Source organism: Geobacillus sp. YF-1, from assembly GCF_052692335.1.
In genome coordinates, this window is sequence record NZ_CP199850.1 from 405,693 (window position 1) to 422,889 (window position 17,197).

Consider the following 17,197-nt stretch of genomic DNA (forward strand, 5'->3'; position numbering starts at 1 on the left):
TGAAATGTCTTGCTTCTACGCTCATAAAATAAGAGCGGGAATGTTTATTCTGAAAATATAGAAAAAACTATTATAAAAAATTATTGAAACAGAAATATGCGATATTTATAATATAGCTTAGCCGTGTGTTATACAACAAAAGCAACTGAATCAATGAGGAGGGATGAATTTGATTGACAAACTTGTCCAGACGGTGAATGAGTTACTATGGAGCCCTCTCTTAATTCTCTTTATCGTGTTTTGCGGGTTGTATTTCAGTATTCGCACCCGGTTTTTGCAGATTCGTCATGTGAAAGAAATGGTGCGGCTTGTGACGACCGGGAAGGGTTCTGATGCGGGAGTATCTTCATTCCAAGCGTTGACAATGTCGTTATCCGGCCGCATTGGGGTAGGGAATGTCGCCGGGACGGCGACGGGGATCGCTTACGGAGGGCCGGGCGCCGTCTTTTGGATGTGGGTCATTACCTTTATTGGGGCCGCGACGGCGTATGTCGAATCCACGCTGGCGCAAATTTACAAAGAAGAGCAAGATGGACAGTACCGAGGTGGTCCGGCTTTCTATATTGAAAAAGGCCTTGGTTGGAAATGGTTTGCGGTCGTCATCGCCGCTGCCATCCTTCTTGCCATGGCGGTGTTAATGCCGGGAATTCAGGCTAATTCGATTGCCGATGGCTTTCACAATGCGTTTGGCATTCCGCAACTGGTGACAGGCATAATCGTCATTGCGCTTCTTGGCTTTACGATTTTTGGAGGGGTCAAGCGAATCGCGAAGACGGCGGAAATCGTTGTTCCGTTTATGGCCGTTGGCTATTTGTTGGTCGCTATTGCGATCATTGCGGTGAATTTCGAAAAAATTCCTGAGGTTTTTGGTTTGATTTTTAAAAGTGCATTTGGAGCGGAACAAGTATTTGGAGGCATTATCGGGTCAGCCGTCATGTGGGGCGTCAAACGCGGTCTTTATGCCAATGAAGCCGGTCAAGGGACAGGCGCTCACCCGGCGGCGGCGGCCGAAGTGTCGCATCCGGCCAAACAAGGGCTGGTGCAGGCGTTTTCGATTTACTTGGATGTATTCTTAGTCGTCACGGCGACTGCGCTGATGATTTTATTTACCAATCAATACAATGTCATCAATGAAAAAACAAAGGAACCGATCGTTGTCCATCTCGAGGGAGTCGAACCGGGCGCTGGCTATACGCAGGCTGCGGTTGATACGTTGATTCCGGGATTTGGATCGGCGTTTGTCGCGATTGCTCTCTTCTTCTTTGCGTTTACGACGATGTACGCCTATTACTATATCGCTGAGACCAACCTCGCCTATCTTGTGCGTGGCAAACATCGAGGAATTGCCTTTTTGGCTTTAAAAATCATCTTTTTGGCTGCCACGTTCTATGGAACGGTCAAAACGGCGACAACCGCGTGGGCCATGGGCGACACCGGGCTCGGCATCATGGTCTGGCTGAACTTAATCGCGATTTTATTGTTGTTTAAACCGGCTTATCTTGCCTTGAAAGATTACGAAGAACAATTGAAGCAAGGCAAAGATCCAGCGTTCAATGCGTCAAAATACGGAATCAAAAACGCGACGTTCTGGGAAAATGGGTATAAGAAAGCCGAAGAAAAGAAAAAGGAAGCTTTATAAAATAAGGGCTGCTTTGCCGAAGAAGTCTGTGTTTAGGCTGCCTAGTGGGTGAATATCAATGTTTCTGAAGTGGAGGGTGTTCCATTTTTTGGGACACCCTTCCGATTTGTGCATTGCGAACAAGAGATGAAAGGATCCATCTTCCTGTTCTCATTCCTATAAGGCCGGTGAAAAACCGCTGATTCCTCTCATCAATGGGAGAATGAGCGGAAAAGCAGGACCGATGTAACAAGGTTTTTCTAATTGAGAAATAACATTGTAAAGCGGTATCCACGATTAAATCACCAGCCTCCTATACAAGATGTAGCTGTTCGTCGTCATTGAAACCGGCGAATACGATGCGATTTTGTCGTCATCAGGGCTTTTCGTCTGTTTTCCCCCACTGTTTTTGATGGTAAAAAATCAAACGGAACATGGAGCGAGGGAGATGCATGTGGAAAAACCGGCCGGGCGGCCGGTTTTGGTGGGAATCAATGGGCTGTTTTCCGAATGTCATGGACGATTTGCGTCAGTGCTTCGTTGATCGGCGTCACTGGTCTGCCGAGCAGTTTTTCGAAATCGTTGCTTTCGACTTCTAAGGAGCCTTCCCGGATGCTGCGTTGGATGTCAACGAGAAACGACACGAGCGGTTCCGGCAGACCGGCGTTTTTCATGATGTCAGCATAAGCAGCGTCATCTACTTGTTGCACCGGTACTTCTTTGTCTAGGACAGCGCCGAGGGCGTCCGCTAGCTGTTCTTGAGTCAGCAGTGGGCCGGACAGCTCATAGATGGTGTTTTCATGGCCGTTTCCTGCCAGCACGGCAGCTGCGGCTTCCGCGTAGTCTTGGCGAAGAGCCCAGCCGACTTTTCCTGCGCCCGCCGACGTTACCCAAGGCGCTCCTGCCAAAACAGCTTGAATGGTTCCGATTTCATTTTCCAAGTACCAGTTGTTGCGTAACAACGAATACGGGATGCCCGTTTTGATAATAGCTTCTTCCGTGACTCGGTGCACCTCGGCGAGGGAGAGCCGGCTTTCATTTGCCTTCGCCAGACTTGTGTACGCAATGAATCCGACTTGGGCGCGCTTGGCTGCTTCGACTGCATTTGTGTGCTGGCGGATTCTTGTCTCATTATCGCCATCCGTCGAGATGATCAATAACCGATCGATCCCTTGGAAAGCAGTGTTCAGTGTTTCCGGACGGTCGAAGTCTCCGCAGCGAACATCGATTCCCTGAGCACGCAAATGTTCGGCTTTTTCCGGTTGGCGGACGCTGACGGCGATTTGGTTGGCAGGGACGGATTTCAGCAGCGCCTCGACCACTTTCGCGCCGAGTTTTCCTGTGGCGCCGGTGACTAACAGTTTCATTGTGCTGAACCTCCTTTGGGGATTTGTTGTAACTATTTTGGTTACAACGGTGGTGTAAAAAAGCCCTTGAAGAGCTTTTTATTGAAATTTGGCAACCAGTTGACCCACAGTCGTTTGCGCTAGGCGCTGTTCCATGGCGAATTGAGCTTCTTTGAGTTCCGTTTGTAGCACAGCCTCAATGTTTCGTCCGACCGGGCACTCGATATTTGGAGCATCATGGATGCGAAACAGTTGATCCACTTCGGTCGCGTTGACCGCCCGGTACACGTCAAGAAGGGTAATGTCATCCGGAGGCTTCCGCAGCGAAGCACCGCCTACGCCAGGCCGCACTTCGACAAGCCCGGCCTTCTTTAGCATGCCCACAATTCGCCGGATGATGACAGGGTTCGTATTGACGCTGCGGGCGATAAACTCCCCGGTGCAATCGGTTGAGCTGATCGCAAGCAGGCAAAGAATATGCACTGCTATCGAAAACCGTGTACTAATTTGTTTCATTAATAAAACACCACCGTTGTAACCATTATAGTTACATCTCTTGAAGAAGTCAAGCTTATTCATGATCAGGTTGATGAATGTTTATTGTTTCATCGCTGGATGGGTCTATATAAGTTTTTTCGTTGCGGGTTTCATCTAAGTACAAGCCGATATGAGAGTAATCAGCGGGATGTAAAATAAAATTTCAACTTAGTATATATTCAAGGTTTTTTATGCTAAAGAGCCAGATTTCCCTTTAACTCATCGAGCTTTTTGGAGGTGGTTGAATCCGCATTGTTGGCCCTTGCTCGTCGTCGGATAAGGTGTTCTGAGACATTTTGGTAATCATTATAAACAAAGGGTTTAACTGGCATCTTGGATCGCTCGATCTTTAGATTCGTCGTCTTATTGTGTACAATACATAAAGTGATTAGCTAATTCTAAGGCAGGAAGGAGGAACAACATTGATTGATAGATCGTCATTCAGTATTACTGTTGATAGTTTGGATAAAAAAGGAATTGGACAGGCTAACGTTTGGCATGAAGAGGAAGGAAAAAGAAAGAAGATGAAACTGGCCATTCCGTCTACACTGCCGGGTGAGAAGGTGCGAGTCGTTGTCGATGAGCCAAAACGGCGCAGAGTTCAGGGACGGCTGGAAGAAGTGATCGAGCCGCATCGGGAACGGCTTGCGCCGCCGTGTCCGCACTTTGACCGTTGCGGTGGCTGTGTCTGGCAGCACTGGCATTATGAAGGGCAGCTGCGCCATAAAACGGAGCATGTGAAGGCGCTTTTGGAGCAGCACGGATTTGACCCGAACGTTGTTCGCGGGACGATCGGAATGGAACATCCGTGGCATTACCGCAATAAAATGGAGTTTACGTTTTCTCCGGAAGGGTTGCTTGGACTGCATGAGCACGGGAACTTCCGGCAAGTCATTTCGTTGGAGACGTGCCTCATTGCCGGCGAGAAGATCGTCAAAGCGGCCATGGAGGTGGCGCGTTGGGCGCGCGACCATCGGCTGCCTGGGTATCATAAGGATACGCATGAAGGGCTGCTTCGCCATCTCATGGTGCGCGAGTCGTTTGCGACCGGGGAAGTCATGGTGGCGCTTTTCGCGACCGAGGCGCCGGAAGGGAAGCTAAAGCAGGCCGCCGATGATTTGACGGAACGGATGACAAAGGCGATCCCGGAAGTGAAAAGCTTGCTTTGGCTGGAAAACCGGGCGTGGGCCGACCGCACTCAGTCCGAACAAACCCATGTGTTGGCCGGTCGTGATTTCATTTATGACGAGTTGTGCGGGTTTCGCTACCGTCTGTGGTTTGACACGTTTTTCCAAACAAACCCGGTGCAAGCGGCCAAATTGGTCGAGCTGGCGTTGGAGATGGGAAATCCGCAGCCGCACGAAAAAATGATCGACCTCTTTTGCGGGGTTGGCACGTTTTCTTTGCCGTTTGCCAAGCGGGTCAAGGCGTTAGCCGGCATTGAAATTGTGGAAACATCAATCGAATCGGCGAAACGCAATGCGAAAGACAACGGCATCGACAACACGTACTTTTTGGCGCGGGACGCCCGGCGCGGCATCGATGAGGTGCTCGAACAATTCGGACGGCCGGAGCTGTTGCTTTTGGATCCTCCGCGCTCAGGGGCAGGCGGGAAGGTGATGCGCAAAATCGGCCGGGCGCAGCCGGAGCGGGTCGTTTACGTCTCGTGCAACCCAGAAACGTTGGCGGCAGATATGGCTGAATTGGTTCCATTTGGTTATACATTGAAAATCGTCCAGCCGGTCGATTTATTCCCGCATACCGCGCATGTGGAGTGTTGTGCGTTGCTGGTGAAGTCATCATAAGGAAAGACTTGTTCCTTTGGCCGGAGGGAATCGAATTTTGCTGAACTGCTTCATTCATCGGGAGCTGAACCAAAAGGCCGTCTGTCTTTCAGTTGAGCACAACATATAGTGCGGCAAAAACGGATGGTTCGTATGATGAAGGAGGGTGTCCCGATCCTTGTGGGACACCCTCCTTGTGGTTCAGCTATATCGATGAATGGCATTGGCCAGCAATTGCGGCAGCGAGGCGAGATCGTTCGGCCCGTAGGTGAAGCGGACGAGCGTTTCGTCCATATCGAGCGCCTCGGCGAGCAACCCGGCCAATCCGCGCGCTTTGCGGTCGATTTCCAAAATGGTTTCGACGCCGTGCTCGGACACAAAGAAGATGGCTTCCAATTCGTCAAGGCGGCCCCGAAACGCTCCGCTTGCCGGGCGAAACTCGAACTCTTGGACAAACGGCAGCCGCCGCTGCCAATAGCGCGGCGCTTGTTCGCACTGCACATGGTGGAGGCGGAATCCCAGTTGGTGGGCCGCCTCAAGAAACGCTGTGACGAGCGGATGCGGTTCGATGGTGAGGTAGTCCCGGTCTTGCGGATCCAGTGCCATTTGAATATCCAAGCCGGTTTGCAGCCACACTTTAGAAGAGCCGAGCGTCACCGGTGTGTCATAGGGCAGGGTGAATCGGAACGGGATCGTTTTTGTTTCGTTCGGCCCAATTGTCAACGAGTCAGACACTTTGTGTCGGGCGAGCACAGCTTTTTCTTCGAATTTGTGATCGTCGACTTCGCGAATATACGTCGTCACTAACGCTAGATCAATTTTATCAATGTGCTGCTCCACGCTGCCGCCGCGAATTTCGACGACGCCTTCGACTGTTTCCCCTTGAGCGTATTGCGCTTTGGCAAGTTTTGTGTCGACCGTGGCAGATCCGATGCCGATGGAACTTAACAGTTTTTTGAACAATGAGTTCGCCTCCCTGTCATCGATTTCAGTTGAGAATACGGAGCGTCCAGTGAAAAAGTTTCGTCCTTTCAAAAAAGAGGGAACGGCACCGTCCCTGCCTGTTCCGTTTGGCTTCACAACAGCGGAAAGCGTCTTCTTGTCCTGTTTAGATTGCAGCAAGGAAAACGGTTTGATTTAAAGCTTCACAACAGCAGAAAGCCTCTTCTTGTCCCCCAACCGTATGGTTTGGCAAACCCGTATAGCTCTTTAGTCAAGTTGACCAGCGGATGCCGCATTCGTCATGTTTGAAGGAGCTCCACTGTTTTGGAAAAAAGCGGTGTTTCAAACGAAAAAGCCTGTTGGCGGTTACTTTGCAGCCCCAACAGGCTTGTTTTGTGCTGCTTAGCGAGCAGACGATGATGTTTCTGCGGCGGTGCACGCTTCGGCTAGGGCGAGGTCGGCGATGGCGTCCTGCAGCGTGACAAGACCGCGCTCATTCGAATTTTCGATCAGGCGGCAAAAGTCAAGAAAGCGCGCTTGGGCGATCGCTTCGTACCACCCGTGGCGGTCCGAGAGCACCACGGTGCGTTCGTACGGGATGCGCGGGGCGTCTGACCGTGGAACCGACGGCAACAGGCGGTCGGCCGCTTGCCTGATTTGTTCGATGGCGCGGGAGGACGGTTGTTTCGGAATGGCATCGAGCAAAGCGTCCATATGCGCCGCCTCATCGGTTGAGACGAGGCCAGAGACGGATAGCTGCATTGGGATCCAGCCGTCAAGCGTGATGCGTCCGCGCGTCGTATGAACGTCCCAATGTGTCGACTCCGGAGCGGCTGGGTCCATCGTAAAGCCGTGGTAATAATGGACGGGGACGCGTCGTCCGTTGCCTTCATGAATGATCGTGGCACCGACGCGCGGCCGTGTGCCGTCCGAATCCGTTAAGGCGAACCCTCGCGCTTCAGCCGCCTCGCCGAACCAGTCACGTCCAACTTCAAAAAAGTGAACGCCGTGCTCGATCAGGATGCCTCCGCTTCGCCGTTCGTCCCAAAACCAATGGCCTTCGGCGACGCGATGGGCGGCGTTGTGAAGGCTTGCGTAGTCCACCGCTCCGAGAAGCGCGCGGCGGATGAGTTGCTTGACAGTTTCGGTGAGCGGGTGGTAGCGAAGAACGAGATTGACGGCCAACGCCCGGTTTTGGCGGGCGGCGAGCTGGCTGTTCGCCCGCAGCGCTTCGGCGGTGAGGCCGCCGGGCTTTTCAAGCAACACATGTTTTCCTTCCTCAAGCGCCCGCTTGGCCAGCGGCGCGTGCAAATGCGGTGGGGTGGTGAGAATGACGATATCAACGTGTGGGTCAACGATCAATTCTTCCGCCTCGCGGTATTCGCGCACATCGCCCGCCTGCGGCTGACGGCGGTGATAGGCGTCGATCACGCGTTGGCGCTTGGCGTCCGTCCGCCCAGCGACAGCGAAAAGATGAAAGGAAGGAAGCGAAGCGAGCGCGCCGGCGAGAAACTCCGCGAACGCGCCGGCACCGGCAATGCCAACATGGTAACGGAAAGATGAAATCATGGCGTATTCTCCTCCTCCCTCACATATATATAGCATTACCGATATTCATTATACCGCAAAGAATAACGAAGAAAGAGAGAATGAGAGGCGGAACGCTCCTTGCTAAGCGGTAAAAAAGCTCGCCGACACGATCCGACAATCATTTCACTTGCCATCAAAGAAGAAAATTATGTATAGTATTATTAGCAATCATCACAGCTGAGTGCTAGCAATCTACGAACAACTTTCATTCTCTCGTTCATCCGTCGATGCCATGTTGATTTTGGTGAAAAAAGATATGGAGGGATGAGGAAATGAAAGCATTGTTGCTGGCAGGAGGATTAGGTACACGTCTTCGTCCGTTGACGGAAAACATCCCCAAACCGATGGCCCCGATTGCCAATCGGCCATGGCTTGAACACCTCATCGTTCATCTTCGCGACCAAGGAGTCAACGAATTTGTCATCGCCGCACATCATTGTTCAGACGTGATCCGTCGCTATTTCGAAAATGGGAAGCGCTGGAATGTGAAGATTACATACGCGCTTGAACCGTACCCGCTCGGAACGGCTGGAGCGATCAAAAACGCCGAGCGTTGGCTGAACGAACGCTTCCTTGTGTTTAACGCCGATATCGTCCACTTGCCTGAGCTAATTCCGCTGCTCGATTTTCATCGCCAGCACGGAGGATTGGCCACGATTGTCCTAACAGAAGTCGATGATCCGTCATCGTATGGAGTTGTGGAACAAGATGACTGCGGACGGATTTTGCGCTTTGTCGAAAAGCCGCGCCGCGAGGAAGCCCCATCGAACCGGATCAACGCCGGCATGTATATTTTCGAGCCGGACGTAATGCGCTATATCCCGGCTGAGCGGGAAGTGTCGATCGAGCGGGAAACGTTCCCGCTGCTGATCGAGAAGAATGTCGGTGTATACGGCATCGTCAGCAACGGATACTGGCGCGATATGGGGACGCCGGCCCGCTATCGCCAAGTGCATTGGGATGCGTTGAGCCGGGAATTTCCGATTCCGCTCAAAGGACGTGAAATTCAACCGGGCGTGTTTGTTGGGGAAAACGTCGAGATTGGGGCTGGCGTCTTGTTTGTGCCGCCTGTGCTCATCGGTGATCACGTGAAAATTGGTCCGCAGGCTGTCATTGGTCCGAATGCGGTCATCGGTGATCGTTGTCAAATTGGCGCCCGCGTCCATTGCGCGCAAACGATCGTTTGGGACCGCTCTGTCATTCGTGACCGCAGCCGTTTGCAAAACAGCATTTTCGGCTATCGGACGGTGACGCCAGCGGGCGAAGTGTTTGAAGATTCGATTATTAATCAGTTCAAGGAGGCGGTGCAAGCATGATTCGAATCGCCTACGTTAGCACGTACCCGCCGCGGCGGTGCGGGCTGGCGACGTTTACGGAACATTTGCGCCAAAGTATTGATGGCGTCCGCGGTCCGTCCGACGGTGACCGCATCATCGTGTTGTACAACGAAAGCGATGGCGATGACGCCTATCGCCACCACCCAATGTATTGGCCGCTTCCGGCGCAAAACCGCGCGGCGTATGCCGAGATGGCCAAACGGGTGAATGAAAGCGACATCGACGTCGTTTTATTGCAGCATGAGTTCGGCATTTTCGGCGGCGAGGCGGGCGAATACATTCTTGATTTCATCGCCGCGCTCCATAAGCCGCTCGTAACGACGTTTCATACGGTGTTTGCCGAGCCTGAGCCGCCGTATCGCCCGATTCAAGAGAAAATCGCGACAGCAAGCGATGCGATCATCGTCATGAACCGGCAGGCGATCCCCTACTTAGTGAAGGCGTTCGGTCTGCCAAAGGAGAAAATCGTCTACATTCCGCACGGCGCTCCGGGTCCAAGCAGTGAGGACCGCGATTCGCTGCGCCGTCGCCTCGGATTCAGTGGCCGCAAAGTAATGTTGACGTTTGGCTTGCTCAGCCGCGGCAAAGGCATTGAGTCGGTCCTAGCCGCATTGCCGGGCGTTGTTCGCAAGGTGCCGGAAGCGCTGTATGTCATCGCTGGACAGACGCACCCAGAAGTGAAAAAGAGGGAAGGAGAAGCCTATCGCGACGAGTTGAAATCGCTCATTCACCGTTTGGGGCTTGAGCGCCATGTCCGTATGGAAGATCGGTATTTCAGCGAAGCGGAATTGATTGATTATTTGACGGCATGCGATCTATACGTCACCCCGTACCCGGGCATGCAACAAATTACAAGCGGCACGCTTGCCTATGCGGTCGGCGTCGGTCGTCCGGTCGTTTCGACGCCGTATGAGCATGCGCGCGATTTGTTGCAAGGTTGTGAAGAGCTGTTGTTGCCATATGGCGATACAACTGTCTGGGAAGAGCGGCTCGGGCAGCTGTTGGCCGACGAGGCGGCGTTAAAGCGCTGGGAGGAAAAGATGCGCCAAATCGGGGCAAACACGCATTGGCCGCGCGTCGGCGAACAGCATGTCGCCTTGTTTGCGCGCATGTGCGCCGCGAAACGTGGGGAGGTGAAGACCGTTGGCATCGTCAGTCATTAAGTTCGATCATCTCGAGCGCATGACTGACGACACCGGGTTGCTCGAGCACAGCTTAGGCCGCATTCCTCGCCGCCGCGAAGGGTATTCGACCGATGACAATGCCCGGGCGATATGGGTGTGTTTGGAATGGCTCGCCCTGTGTCAAGACACAAAAACAAACGAGCGGCTCTATCGCCTGCTTGATCGCTATTTGGCGTTTTTGCTTTGGGCGCAAAATGAGGATGGCACGTTCCATAACAACTTTTTCTTTGATCGGACAAAGGAGGAAGAAACCCCATCGGATGACTGTTTTGGTCGCTCGTTTTGGGCGGCGGCCATGGCGTACGTCCGCCTTCGTGATCCGGCGCGGCGCGAGGCGGCGGCTGAGATGTTGCGGCGAGCTATACCGGCGGCATGGGAGCTTCGGTCGTTGCGAGGCTCGGCTTGGGGATTGGCGGCTTGCGGGGTGTTGCTGACGGAAGGCCGCCCTCCAAGCGTCGATGAGCAGGAAGCGGCCGCGTTGGCGGCACGATTCGAAGAGCGGCTCCTATCAGCGTACGCAAGCAACGCTGATGCCCGCTGGCGATGGTATGAACCGGAGCTGACGTACGCCAACGGGGTGCTGCCGTGGGCGCTTTGGACGGCGTATCGGCGCGCGCCGCGCCATGAGGTAAGGGAAGTGGCGGAAAAAAGTCTTGCTTTCCTTATTGACAACATGAGCGGACCGGGAGGGGTCATCCGGCCGATCGGCAACCGTGGTTGGTGCAATCGCCGCTATCGCGCCGATTGGGACCAGCAGCCGCTTGATGTGATGAAGCTCGCTTTGGCGGCGCGTGAAGCGTATTGGGCAACGGACGACGGCCGGTATCGGGATGTCGTCCGCCGCTGTCTTGCTTGGTTTTACGGGGAAAACGATGGCAAGGTGCCGCTGGCCGATCCGAGCGACGGCAGCTGCTGTGACGGGCTTGGTCCGAACGGTCCGAACCCGAATCGGGGGGCGGAATCCACACTATCGTACTTGTTGACTGCAGCGATCGCACAATCTATTTCGGTGGAGGTGGCTGTTGATGAACTCGTTCACTACAAAACCGTTCGCATGGCCGGCGCACGTGTTTAAAGAGTACGATATTCGCGGACGAGCTGGCGAGGAGCTCGATGAGTCGTTCGCGTATTGGCTCGGACGGGCTTTTGCCGATATGATGCAAAAGGAAGGGGAGAAAAAGGCGGTTGTTGCCCATGACAACCGTCTGTCATCCCCTGGGCTGCATCGAGCGCTCAAAGACGGGCTGCTCGATGGCGGCTGCGATGTTGTCGATATCGGACTTTCGACGACACCGATGTTTTACTACAGCTTATATTACACGAACATCCCCTGCGGCATGATCGTCACCGCCAGCCATAACCCGGGCGATGAGAATGGATTTAAAATCGCCATGGGAAAAACGACGATTTACGGCGAACGTATTCAGGCGCTCCGCCAAGCGATGGAGCGGCTCAGTCAAGAACAGCCGCAACTAGCGGCGCGCGGGCGCGAGGAGACGTTCGATCTTGTTCCGGCGTATATTGGCATGCTCAAAGAGAAGATTCAGCTTGGCCCCCGCAAGTTGAAGGTGGTCGTTGACTGCGGCAACGGTACTCCGTCGATCATTGCGCCGCAAGTGCTCAAAGAGTGGGGATGCGATGTCATCCCGCTTTACTGCGAATCCGATCCGACGTTCCCGAACCATCATCCAGATCCGGTCGTACCGGAAAACTTGACGGATTTGATTGAAACGGTGCGCAAAGAGAACGCGGATCTCGGCATCGCCTTTGATGGCGATGGCGACCGAATCGGAGTCGTCGATGAAACAGGAACCATTCGCTGGGGCGATCAGCTGATGGTGCTGTTCTGGCGCGAGATTCTCAAGCGCCATCCGGGAGCGGCGGCGCCGGTTGAAGTGAAATGTTCGCAGGCGCTTGTCGAAGAAATTGAACGGCTCGGCGGAAAGCCGTTCTTCCATCGGACGGGCCACTCGCATGTGAAGGCGACGTTGCGTCGCCGTCCAGACATCCCGTTTGCTGGCGAAATGTCTGGCCATTTGTTCTTTAATGATGAGTTTTACGGCTATGACGACGCTTTGTACGCCGCCGGGCGGTTGCTCCGTCTCTTGTCGCACGGCGAGCGCCCATTGTCCCAATGGTTTGCCGATGTTCCCCATTACGTGGCGACGCCGGAGACGCGCGTGGCTTGCCCAGAAGAGAAGAAAACAGATGCCATTGCCGCGGTGAAAAACCGGTTCGCCGGCCGCTATCCGGTTGTTGATGTGGATGGCGCTCGCATCCAGTTTCCGGAAGGCTGGGGATTGGTGCGGCCATCAAACACGCAGCCCATCCTTGTCTTGCGCGCCGAGGCGAAGACGAAGGAGGCATTAGCCGAGATTAAGCGTGAACTTGCCGATGGTTTGCGGCCGTTTGGGCTGCGGGTGGATTGGTAAATTTTTTGGGGCTAAGGATGTTTTTATTTGGAAGAATGTTTGAAGCCGCTCACGCGTCCTTCCGTCTGAAGGGCGAATGATTGTTCCGGCGTTGGACGCCCGCCGGTTTCTGCGGGCGCTGCGCCGGTTTGTTTTTGTCGCTCCGATCAAGCCTTAGGCTTGATTTCTTGCAAATGGTTTGTCCATAATATATTGAAGAATAAAAAAGTGGTGTAGGAGAGTTGAAGGCGTGGCGATTCGTGAACTGTTGCAATATGTCCAAGATGCGTATGCGGCCTTGACCCAACTGAGCATGATCATCGTTGACGATGACGGCAATCCTGTCACAAAAGTGTCCAACTTGACCGAGCTGGCTGAGCTCGTTTTATTTGTCGCCCAAAAGGAGGGGACGACGTTTTTTTGTCCGCGGGAATTATCGATTGAAAGTTGGCAGCGGCCGATTTTGGCGCCGGTCGGTTGCCTAGGGATGAAAAGCATCCTCGCTCCCATCTTTGTCGATGGCAAGGCGGAGTATTGGATTTGGTCTGGGGTGCTGATCGAAGAGGAAACGAAGTGGCTCGTTCGCGAGCAATCGATGGTTGATGACAAATGGGCGGCAGTGATTGCCCAAGCGGCCGTTCTGCCTGCCGGTGCGGTGGAGGCGAAGCTTCGGGACATTGAGCGAATGGCGGCCATATGTGGAGAACTGATCCGCGGCGAGCGCTGCAAACAGCGGTATCACGCGTATGGGAAACCGCTGGAGGCGGCGGTGGCCGACCATCCTCTTGTGTATGATGCCGGCCGGCTGTTAGCGCGCCTGCAAGAGTTGGATCCGCGGCTCGATGTCGCGCTATATATTGAAAGGCGTCCGCAGGCATGCGTCGTGGTGGCAGCCAACGGGGAGAAGGCTGAACGATTAAAAGGAAGGACCATTGATCCGCTGTTTCCGCCATTGGTAGCTTGGGATGGGCCGTTTCATCCTATTTATTTTCAAGACGTTGCCCTTGACCCGCGCTTTTCTTTTTTCGTCCGCCACGACATCCGCCCCAAGATGCTGATCGTTTATCCAGCGGTGTATGAACAGACGCTGGAAGGATGGGCCGTTGTCGCTAGTGAGACGGCTCTTTCGCCGGCGGAGGAATTGTTGCCGCTTGGCCATATGCTCGTCCAACATTGGCTGCTGTTGACGAGATGTGCGGAAGCGAGCGCGAAAACCGACCGCCATTTAATGCGGCTGTCGATGTTAATGGAAATTGGCCGAGCGATGCGCGTAGTGCAAAATGAGGAAGAAATCGTGCGGATGATGGTCGAATTCGCGGTTGAGCTTGCGTATGGTGAGTTTGTTTGTGCCGTCTGGTGTTGTGACGATAGGACGACGGTGATTCATGAAGGGGCGCTTACGGCTTCGGCGGCGTCCGGCTACCGGGATGAGGTGCGCCGGCGCTACGGACGCGGTGAGAAAGCGAAAAATCAAGCGCCGACCCTCGTTCCGATCGGGGACAAGACCGTGATGGAAGTGCCGTTTTTTGTCCGCGACGGTTATTATGGCGTGCTCGCTGTTCATATCAGACAGCCGGTCGAGGCGAAAGAAGCGGAAGTCTACATAGCGGCGCTGGCCGCCATCGGAGCATTAATGATGCAAGGCGCCGTCTACCAAGGTGATGAAGGAATCGTCGATATTGATATGTTGTCCGAACAGTTGACCGCCCGGGAGATGGATGTGCTTGAGCTGCTCATTCAAGGATGCAGTAACCGCGAAATTTCTGAACGGCTATTTATTAGCGTTCATACTGTTAAAAACCATATTACGAATATTTTCCAGAAAATTGGCGTCAATGACCGGTCGCAGCTGATCGCTCTAGTGTACCAATTAAACCACCGACGGCGCCGTTAGGGGGACATCATTGGGCAGACGATGCCATGATGTCCTTTTTTATCATGTAGGAAATTGGAACGAGACCCATTTTGTATTATAATGTGAGTATAGTAAACAGGAACTATATCTAGTGTCTAGATGAAAGAGTAAGGAAATCAAATGACCCTTTGAATCTGTTTCCCCAAAGTAGCCGTGCTGTATAGTGAGGGAAGTGCATATTGCCATGGCTGCACGTACAAAGTGCACAAGGATAGGGGAATGTCAATGAAACATACGATCATGATCCGAACGATGACGATCATGAAACCGGCTGATATTTTAAAAGCGATGGAAGTGACAGAAGAGCTGGCCGAGCGGATGGGATTTTTGCCGCGTGACTGCCTTTTTCTCCGTTTAGCGACGGAGGAGGCATGCATGAACGCCTATGAATACTGTCAAAAGGTCCAGAAACTTCCGTTTAGGGTGTTTTGGAAAATCGATGAGGGGCAGTTAATGATTGTGGTTAAACAACAAGGAGGATGCTTTTCCATCACGAATCATGACACTGTCAACACAGGACCGCGTGGCAGAGGGCTACAGCTGATCGCCCATATTGTTGACGATGTGTACGTAAAGCAGGAAGGGAACAACGTTTTGTTTTGTATGTGCAAATGCAAAAAAAAATGAGTGGCCATTGGAGGAAGCAGGATGGAGACGAAACAAGGAGCAATTTGCACGCTGACATGGACAGAGGATATTACACTAAACAATGTTGAATCGTTCCGCCAAGCGCTTGAAACCTTGTTGAATGAACAGGCCGACTATCTCGTTGTCAACATGGAGAAAGTCAACTACATTAACAGCGCCGGGCTCGGTGCGATCGCTGACAGCGTGATGACGGCCAGAGCTTGTCAGAAGGAACTGGTGATTGCCGGTGTCAAAGGGTCGCTTGCTGAGATTTTCCATATTGTTAAATTTTCTTCGTTTATCAAACTATTTGCCACAGAGAAGGAAGCGCTTGATTATTTCGTCGGAGAATGACGTTCTATGGTGGATGGGTTTTGGGAAAGTGTGCAATGGAATGACAGTTTGGCGTGGCGCGAGCTGCTCGCCAATCTAGAAAAAATGAATGTGCTCTTTGGACCTCGGGATTATGTATATTGGCTGGCCGCTCCGGAAAAGAAGCAGCTTTTGTTTATTTCAGCATCATGTGAGCGGCTCTATGGACTGCCGCCAGAAGCGTTTTATAACGATCGGGACATCTGGGAGAAAGTGGCCCATCCGGACGATCGAATCAAGGCGAAAGACAAATGGCGGCTTCTTTCGCAGATGGAGGAGAGCGCTCAAACGTACCGCATCATCAACCAGCGGGACGGCTCGGTGCGCTGGGTGGCTGAACAAACGGTCCCCGTGTTGGCGCGCACGAAGGGGATCAAGCTGGTCAGCGGCGTTGTCGTGGAGATTACGGAAGCGAAACGGAATGAGGACGAGCGCCAGCTGGCTGAACACGTGTATGAAGCCATCGAGCAGGCGATGCTCGTGACGGATGGACAGTTTACCGTCCGGCTTGTCAACCCGGCGTTCACCAAAATGACCGGCCATGGGGTGGAAATTATCGGCCAGCCGTTGCATATGCTGTATGCCGGCTATTATGATGCGTGGTTTTATGAGGTGGTCAAGGCCGAGAATGAAGAAAGGGGGGAGTGGAGAGGGAGGGTGTGTTGGCGGCGAAAGCAAGGATCGCCATGCGTGAGGCAAACGATGGTAAAAGCCGTTCGCGATCGCGCGGGGGAGATTGTTTTTTATTTGTTCCTCTTTTCTGGTTCGTCTTTAGAAGAGCCGGATATCATAGCGGTGAAAGATGATTTAAAGCTGGCCCGCGAAGTGCAAAAACGGGTATTGAGCAAGCCGTTATCCGCTGAGGGGATTTCCATTGCTGGAACGTACATACCGTCGCGGGAGGTGGGTGGGGATATGTACGCTTGGTATCCGATCGATCAACGGCGTTATGGCATTTTTTTAATGGATGTGATGGGGCATGGGGCGGCGGCTTCGCTCATTTGCATGTCCGTTCGTTCGCTTCTGAACGGGGTTATCCGCAAGGGAATCGTTCCGAACGAAGTGTTCCAAGAGCTCAACCGCCATATGCGCCAACTGTATCACGAAAACGGGCGGACGACGTATTATTTTACGGCGATGTATGTGCTGGTCGATGTGAAGGAGCGAATGATCGAATATGCCTCGGCCGGTCATCCACCTGGATTTTTGTTTCAGCCGGATGGAACGGTGGCGGAGTTGGACCGCGGCTGTGCGCCGATCGGTTTGCTCCCGCGGCTTTTTGTCGAGAGCGGGCGGCTGCGTTATGAACCGGGGGCGACGCTCATTTTGTATTCGGACGGAGCCATCGAAGGGGAGGAGGTGGGTTCAGTGCGTCAAAAAATTGAGACGTTTCGCGATGCGATCGCGCCGTATGTTTCGCTCGATGAACGAGCGCTGTTATCGCGCTTGCGCCGTTATTTCGTCCAAAAAGGGCCGCTCCCGGACGATTTTTCAGCAGTGGCTGCGAAATTATGGTAGTGAAACAGCGCCGGCG

14 protein-coding genes are annotated in these 17,197 nt (G+C 53.3%); 10 read left to right on the plus strand and 4 right to left on the minus strand.

Going from position 1 to position 17,197, the window contains the following annotated elements; genetic code table 11:
* The first annotated feature begins 163 nt into the window (after positions 1–163).
* The gene (locus ACTVIM_RS02015; protein ID WP_445613480.1) at positions 164–1,639 is read left to right on the plus strand and encodes an alanine/glycine:cation symporter family protein; all 1,476 of its coding nucleotides are present in this window, start codon (positions 164–166) and stop codon (positions 1,637–1,639) included.
* A 470-nt stretch (positions 1,640–2,109) separates the two neighbouring features.
* Here ACTVIM_RS02015 and ACTVIM_RS02020 read toward each other — a convergent pair whose 3' ends face one another.
* Positions 2,110–2,985: an SDR family oxidoreductase gene (locus tag ACTVIM_RS02020; RefSeq protein ID WP_033020213.1), complete on the minus strand. Its 876-nt coding sequence runs from the start codon at positions 2,983–2,985 to the stop codon at positions 2,110–2,112.
* 78 nt (positions 2,986–3,063) lie between these two features.
* Entirely contained in the window at positions 3,064–3,480 is a 417-nt protein-coding gene (locus ACTVIM_RS02025; RefSeq protein ID WP_033020211.1) for an Rrf2 family transcriptional regulator, read from the minus strand.
* A 443-nt stretch (positions 3,481–3,923) separates the two neighbouring features.
* Between ACTVIM_RS02025 and rlmD the strand changes: the two genes are divergently transcribed.
* Complete coding sequence (gene rlmD, locus ACTVIM_RS02030) at positions 3,924–5,306, plus strand: 23S rRNA (uracil(1939)-C(5))-methyltransferase RlmD (protein WP_445613481.1); 1,383 nt, start codon at positions 3,924–3,926, stop codon at positions 5,304–5,306.
* Between the two features lie 180 nt (positions 5,307–5,486).
* Here the strand turns inward: rlmD and ACTVIM_RS02035 are convergent, their stop codons facing one another.
* Both ACTVIM_RS02035 and ACTVIM_RS02040 read right to left on the minus strand, forming a co-directional pair.
* A complete protein-coding gene (locus tag ACTVIM_RS02035; RefSeq protein WP_445613482.1) occupies positions 5,487–6,248 on the minus strand; it encodes a sporulation protein in 762 nt (253 codons plus the stop codon).
* Between the two features lie 381 nt (positions 6,249–6,629).
* Positions 6,630–7,796 carry a Gfo/Idh/MocA family protein gene (locus ACTVIM_RS02040; protein WP_445613483.1) on the minus strand — a complete coding sequence of 389 codons (1,167 nt, stop codon included), beginning with the start codon at positions 7,794–7,796 and terminating at the stop codon, positions 6,630–6,632.
* Positions 7,797–8,089: 293 nt separating this feature from the next.
* Between ACTVIM_RS02040 and ACTVIM_RS02045 the strand changes: the two genes are divergently transcribed.
* The 8 genes from ACTVIM_RS02045 to ACTVIM_RS02080 all read left to right on the plus strand — a co-directional run bounded on the left by ACTVIM_RS02045 (position 8,090) and on the right by ACTVIM_RS02080 (position 17,181).
* Positions 8,090–9,133 carry a sugar phosphate nucleotidyltransferase gene (locus ACTVIM_RS02045; protein WP_445613484.1) on the plus strand — a complete coding sequence of 348 codons (1,044 nt, stop codon included), beginning with the start codon at positions 8,090–8,092 and terminating at the stop codon, positions 9,131–9,133.
* Positions 9,130–10,317 (plus strand): glycosyltransferase family 4 protein, encoded by a 1,188-nt coding sequence (locus ACTVIM_RS02050; RefSeq protein ID WP_445613485.1) that lies wholly within the window; start codon positions 9,130–9,132, stop codon positions 10,315–10,317. Before ACTVIM_RS02045 ends, ACTVIM_RS02050 begins: the two co-directional genes overlap by 4 nt.
* The gene (locus ACTVIM_RS02055) at positions 10,298–11,413 is read left to right on the plus strand and encodes a glycosyl transferase (protein ID WP_445613486.1); all 1,116 of its coding nucleotides are present in this window, start codon (positions 10,298–10,300) and stop codon (positions 11,411–11,413) included. The genes ACTVIM_RS02050 and ACTVIM_RS02055 overlap by 20 nt, the downstream gene beginning before the upstream one ends.
* A complete protein-coding gene (locus tag ACTVIM_RS02060) occupies positions 11,364–12,770 on the plus strand; it encodes a phosphomannomutase/phosphoglucomutase (protein WP_445613487.1) in 1,407 nt (468 codons plus the stop codon). Before ACTVIM_RS02055 ends, ACTVIM_RS02060 begins: the two co-directional genes overlap by 50 nt.
* 229 nt (positions 12,771–12,999) lie before the next feature.
* Positions 13,000–14,643: a LuxR C-terminal-related transcriptional regulator gene (locus ACTVIM_RS02065; protein WP_445613488.1), complete on the plus strand. Its 1,644-nt coding sequence runs from the start codon at positions 13,000–13,002 to the stop codon at positions 14,641–14,643.
* 246 nt (positions 14,644–14,889) lie between these two features.
* Positions 14,890–15,291 (plus strand): ATP-binding protein, encoded by a 402-nt coding sequence (locus ACTVIM_RS02070; RefSeq protein WP_144972669.1) that lies wholly within the window; start codon positions 14,890–14,892, stop codon positions 15,289–15,291.
* 21 nt (positions 15,292–15,312) lie between these two features.
* On the plus strand, positions 15,313–15,645 hold the full coding sequence (locus tag ACTVIM_RS02075; RefSeq protein WP_033018122.1) for an STAS domain-containing protein: 333 nt from the start codon (positions 15,313–15,315) through the stop codon (positions 15,643–15,645).
* Between the two features lie 6 nt (positions 15,646–15,651).
* Positions 15,652–17,181: a SpoIIE family protein phosphatase gene (locus tag ACTVIM_RS02080; RefSeq protein ID WP_445613489.1), complete on the plus strand. Its 1,530-nt coding sequence runs from the start codon at positions 15,652–15,654 to the stop codon at positions 17,179–17,181.
* Positions 17,182–17,197: the final 16 nt, after the last annotated feature.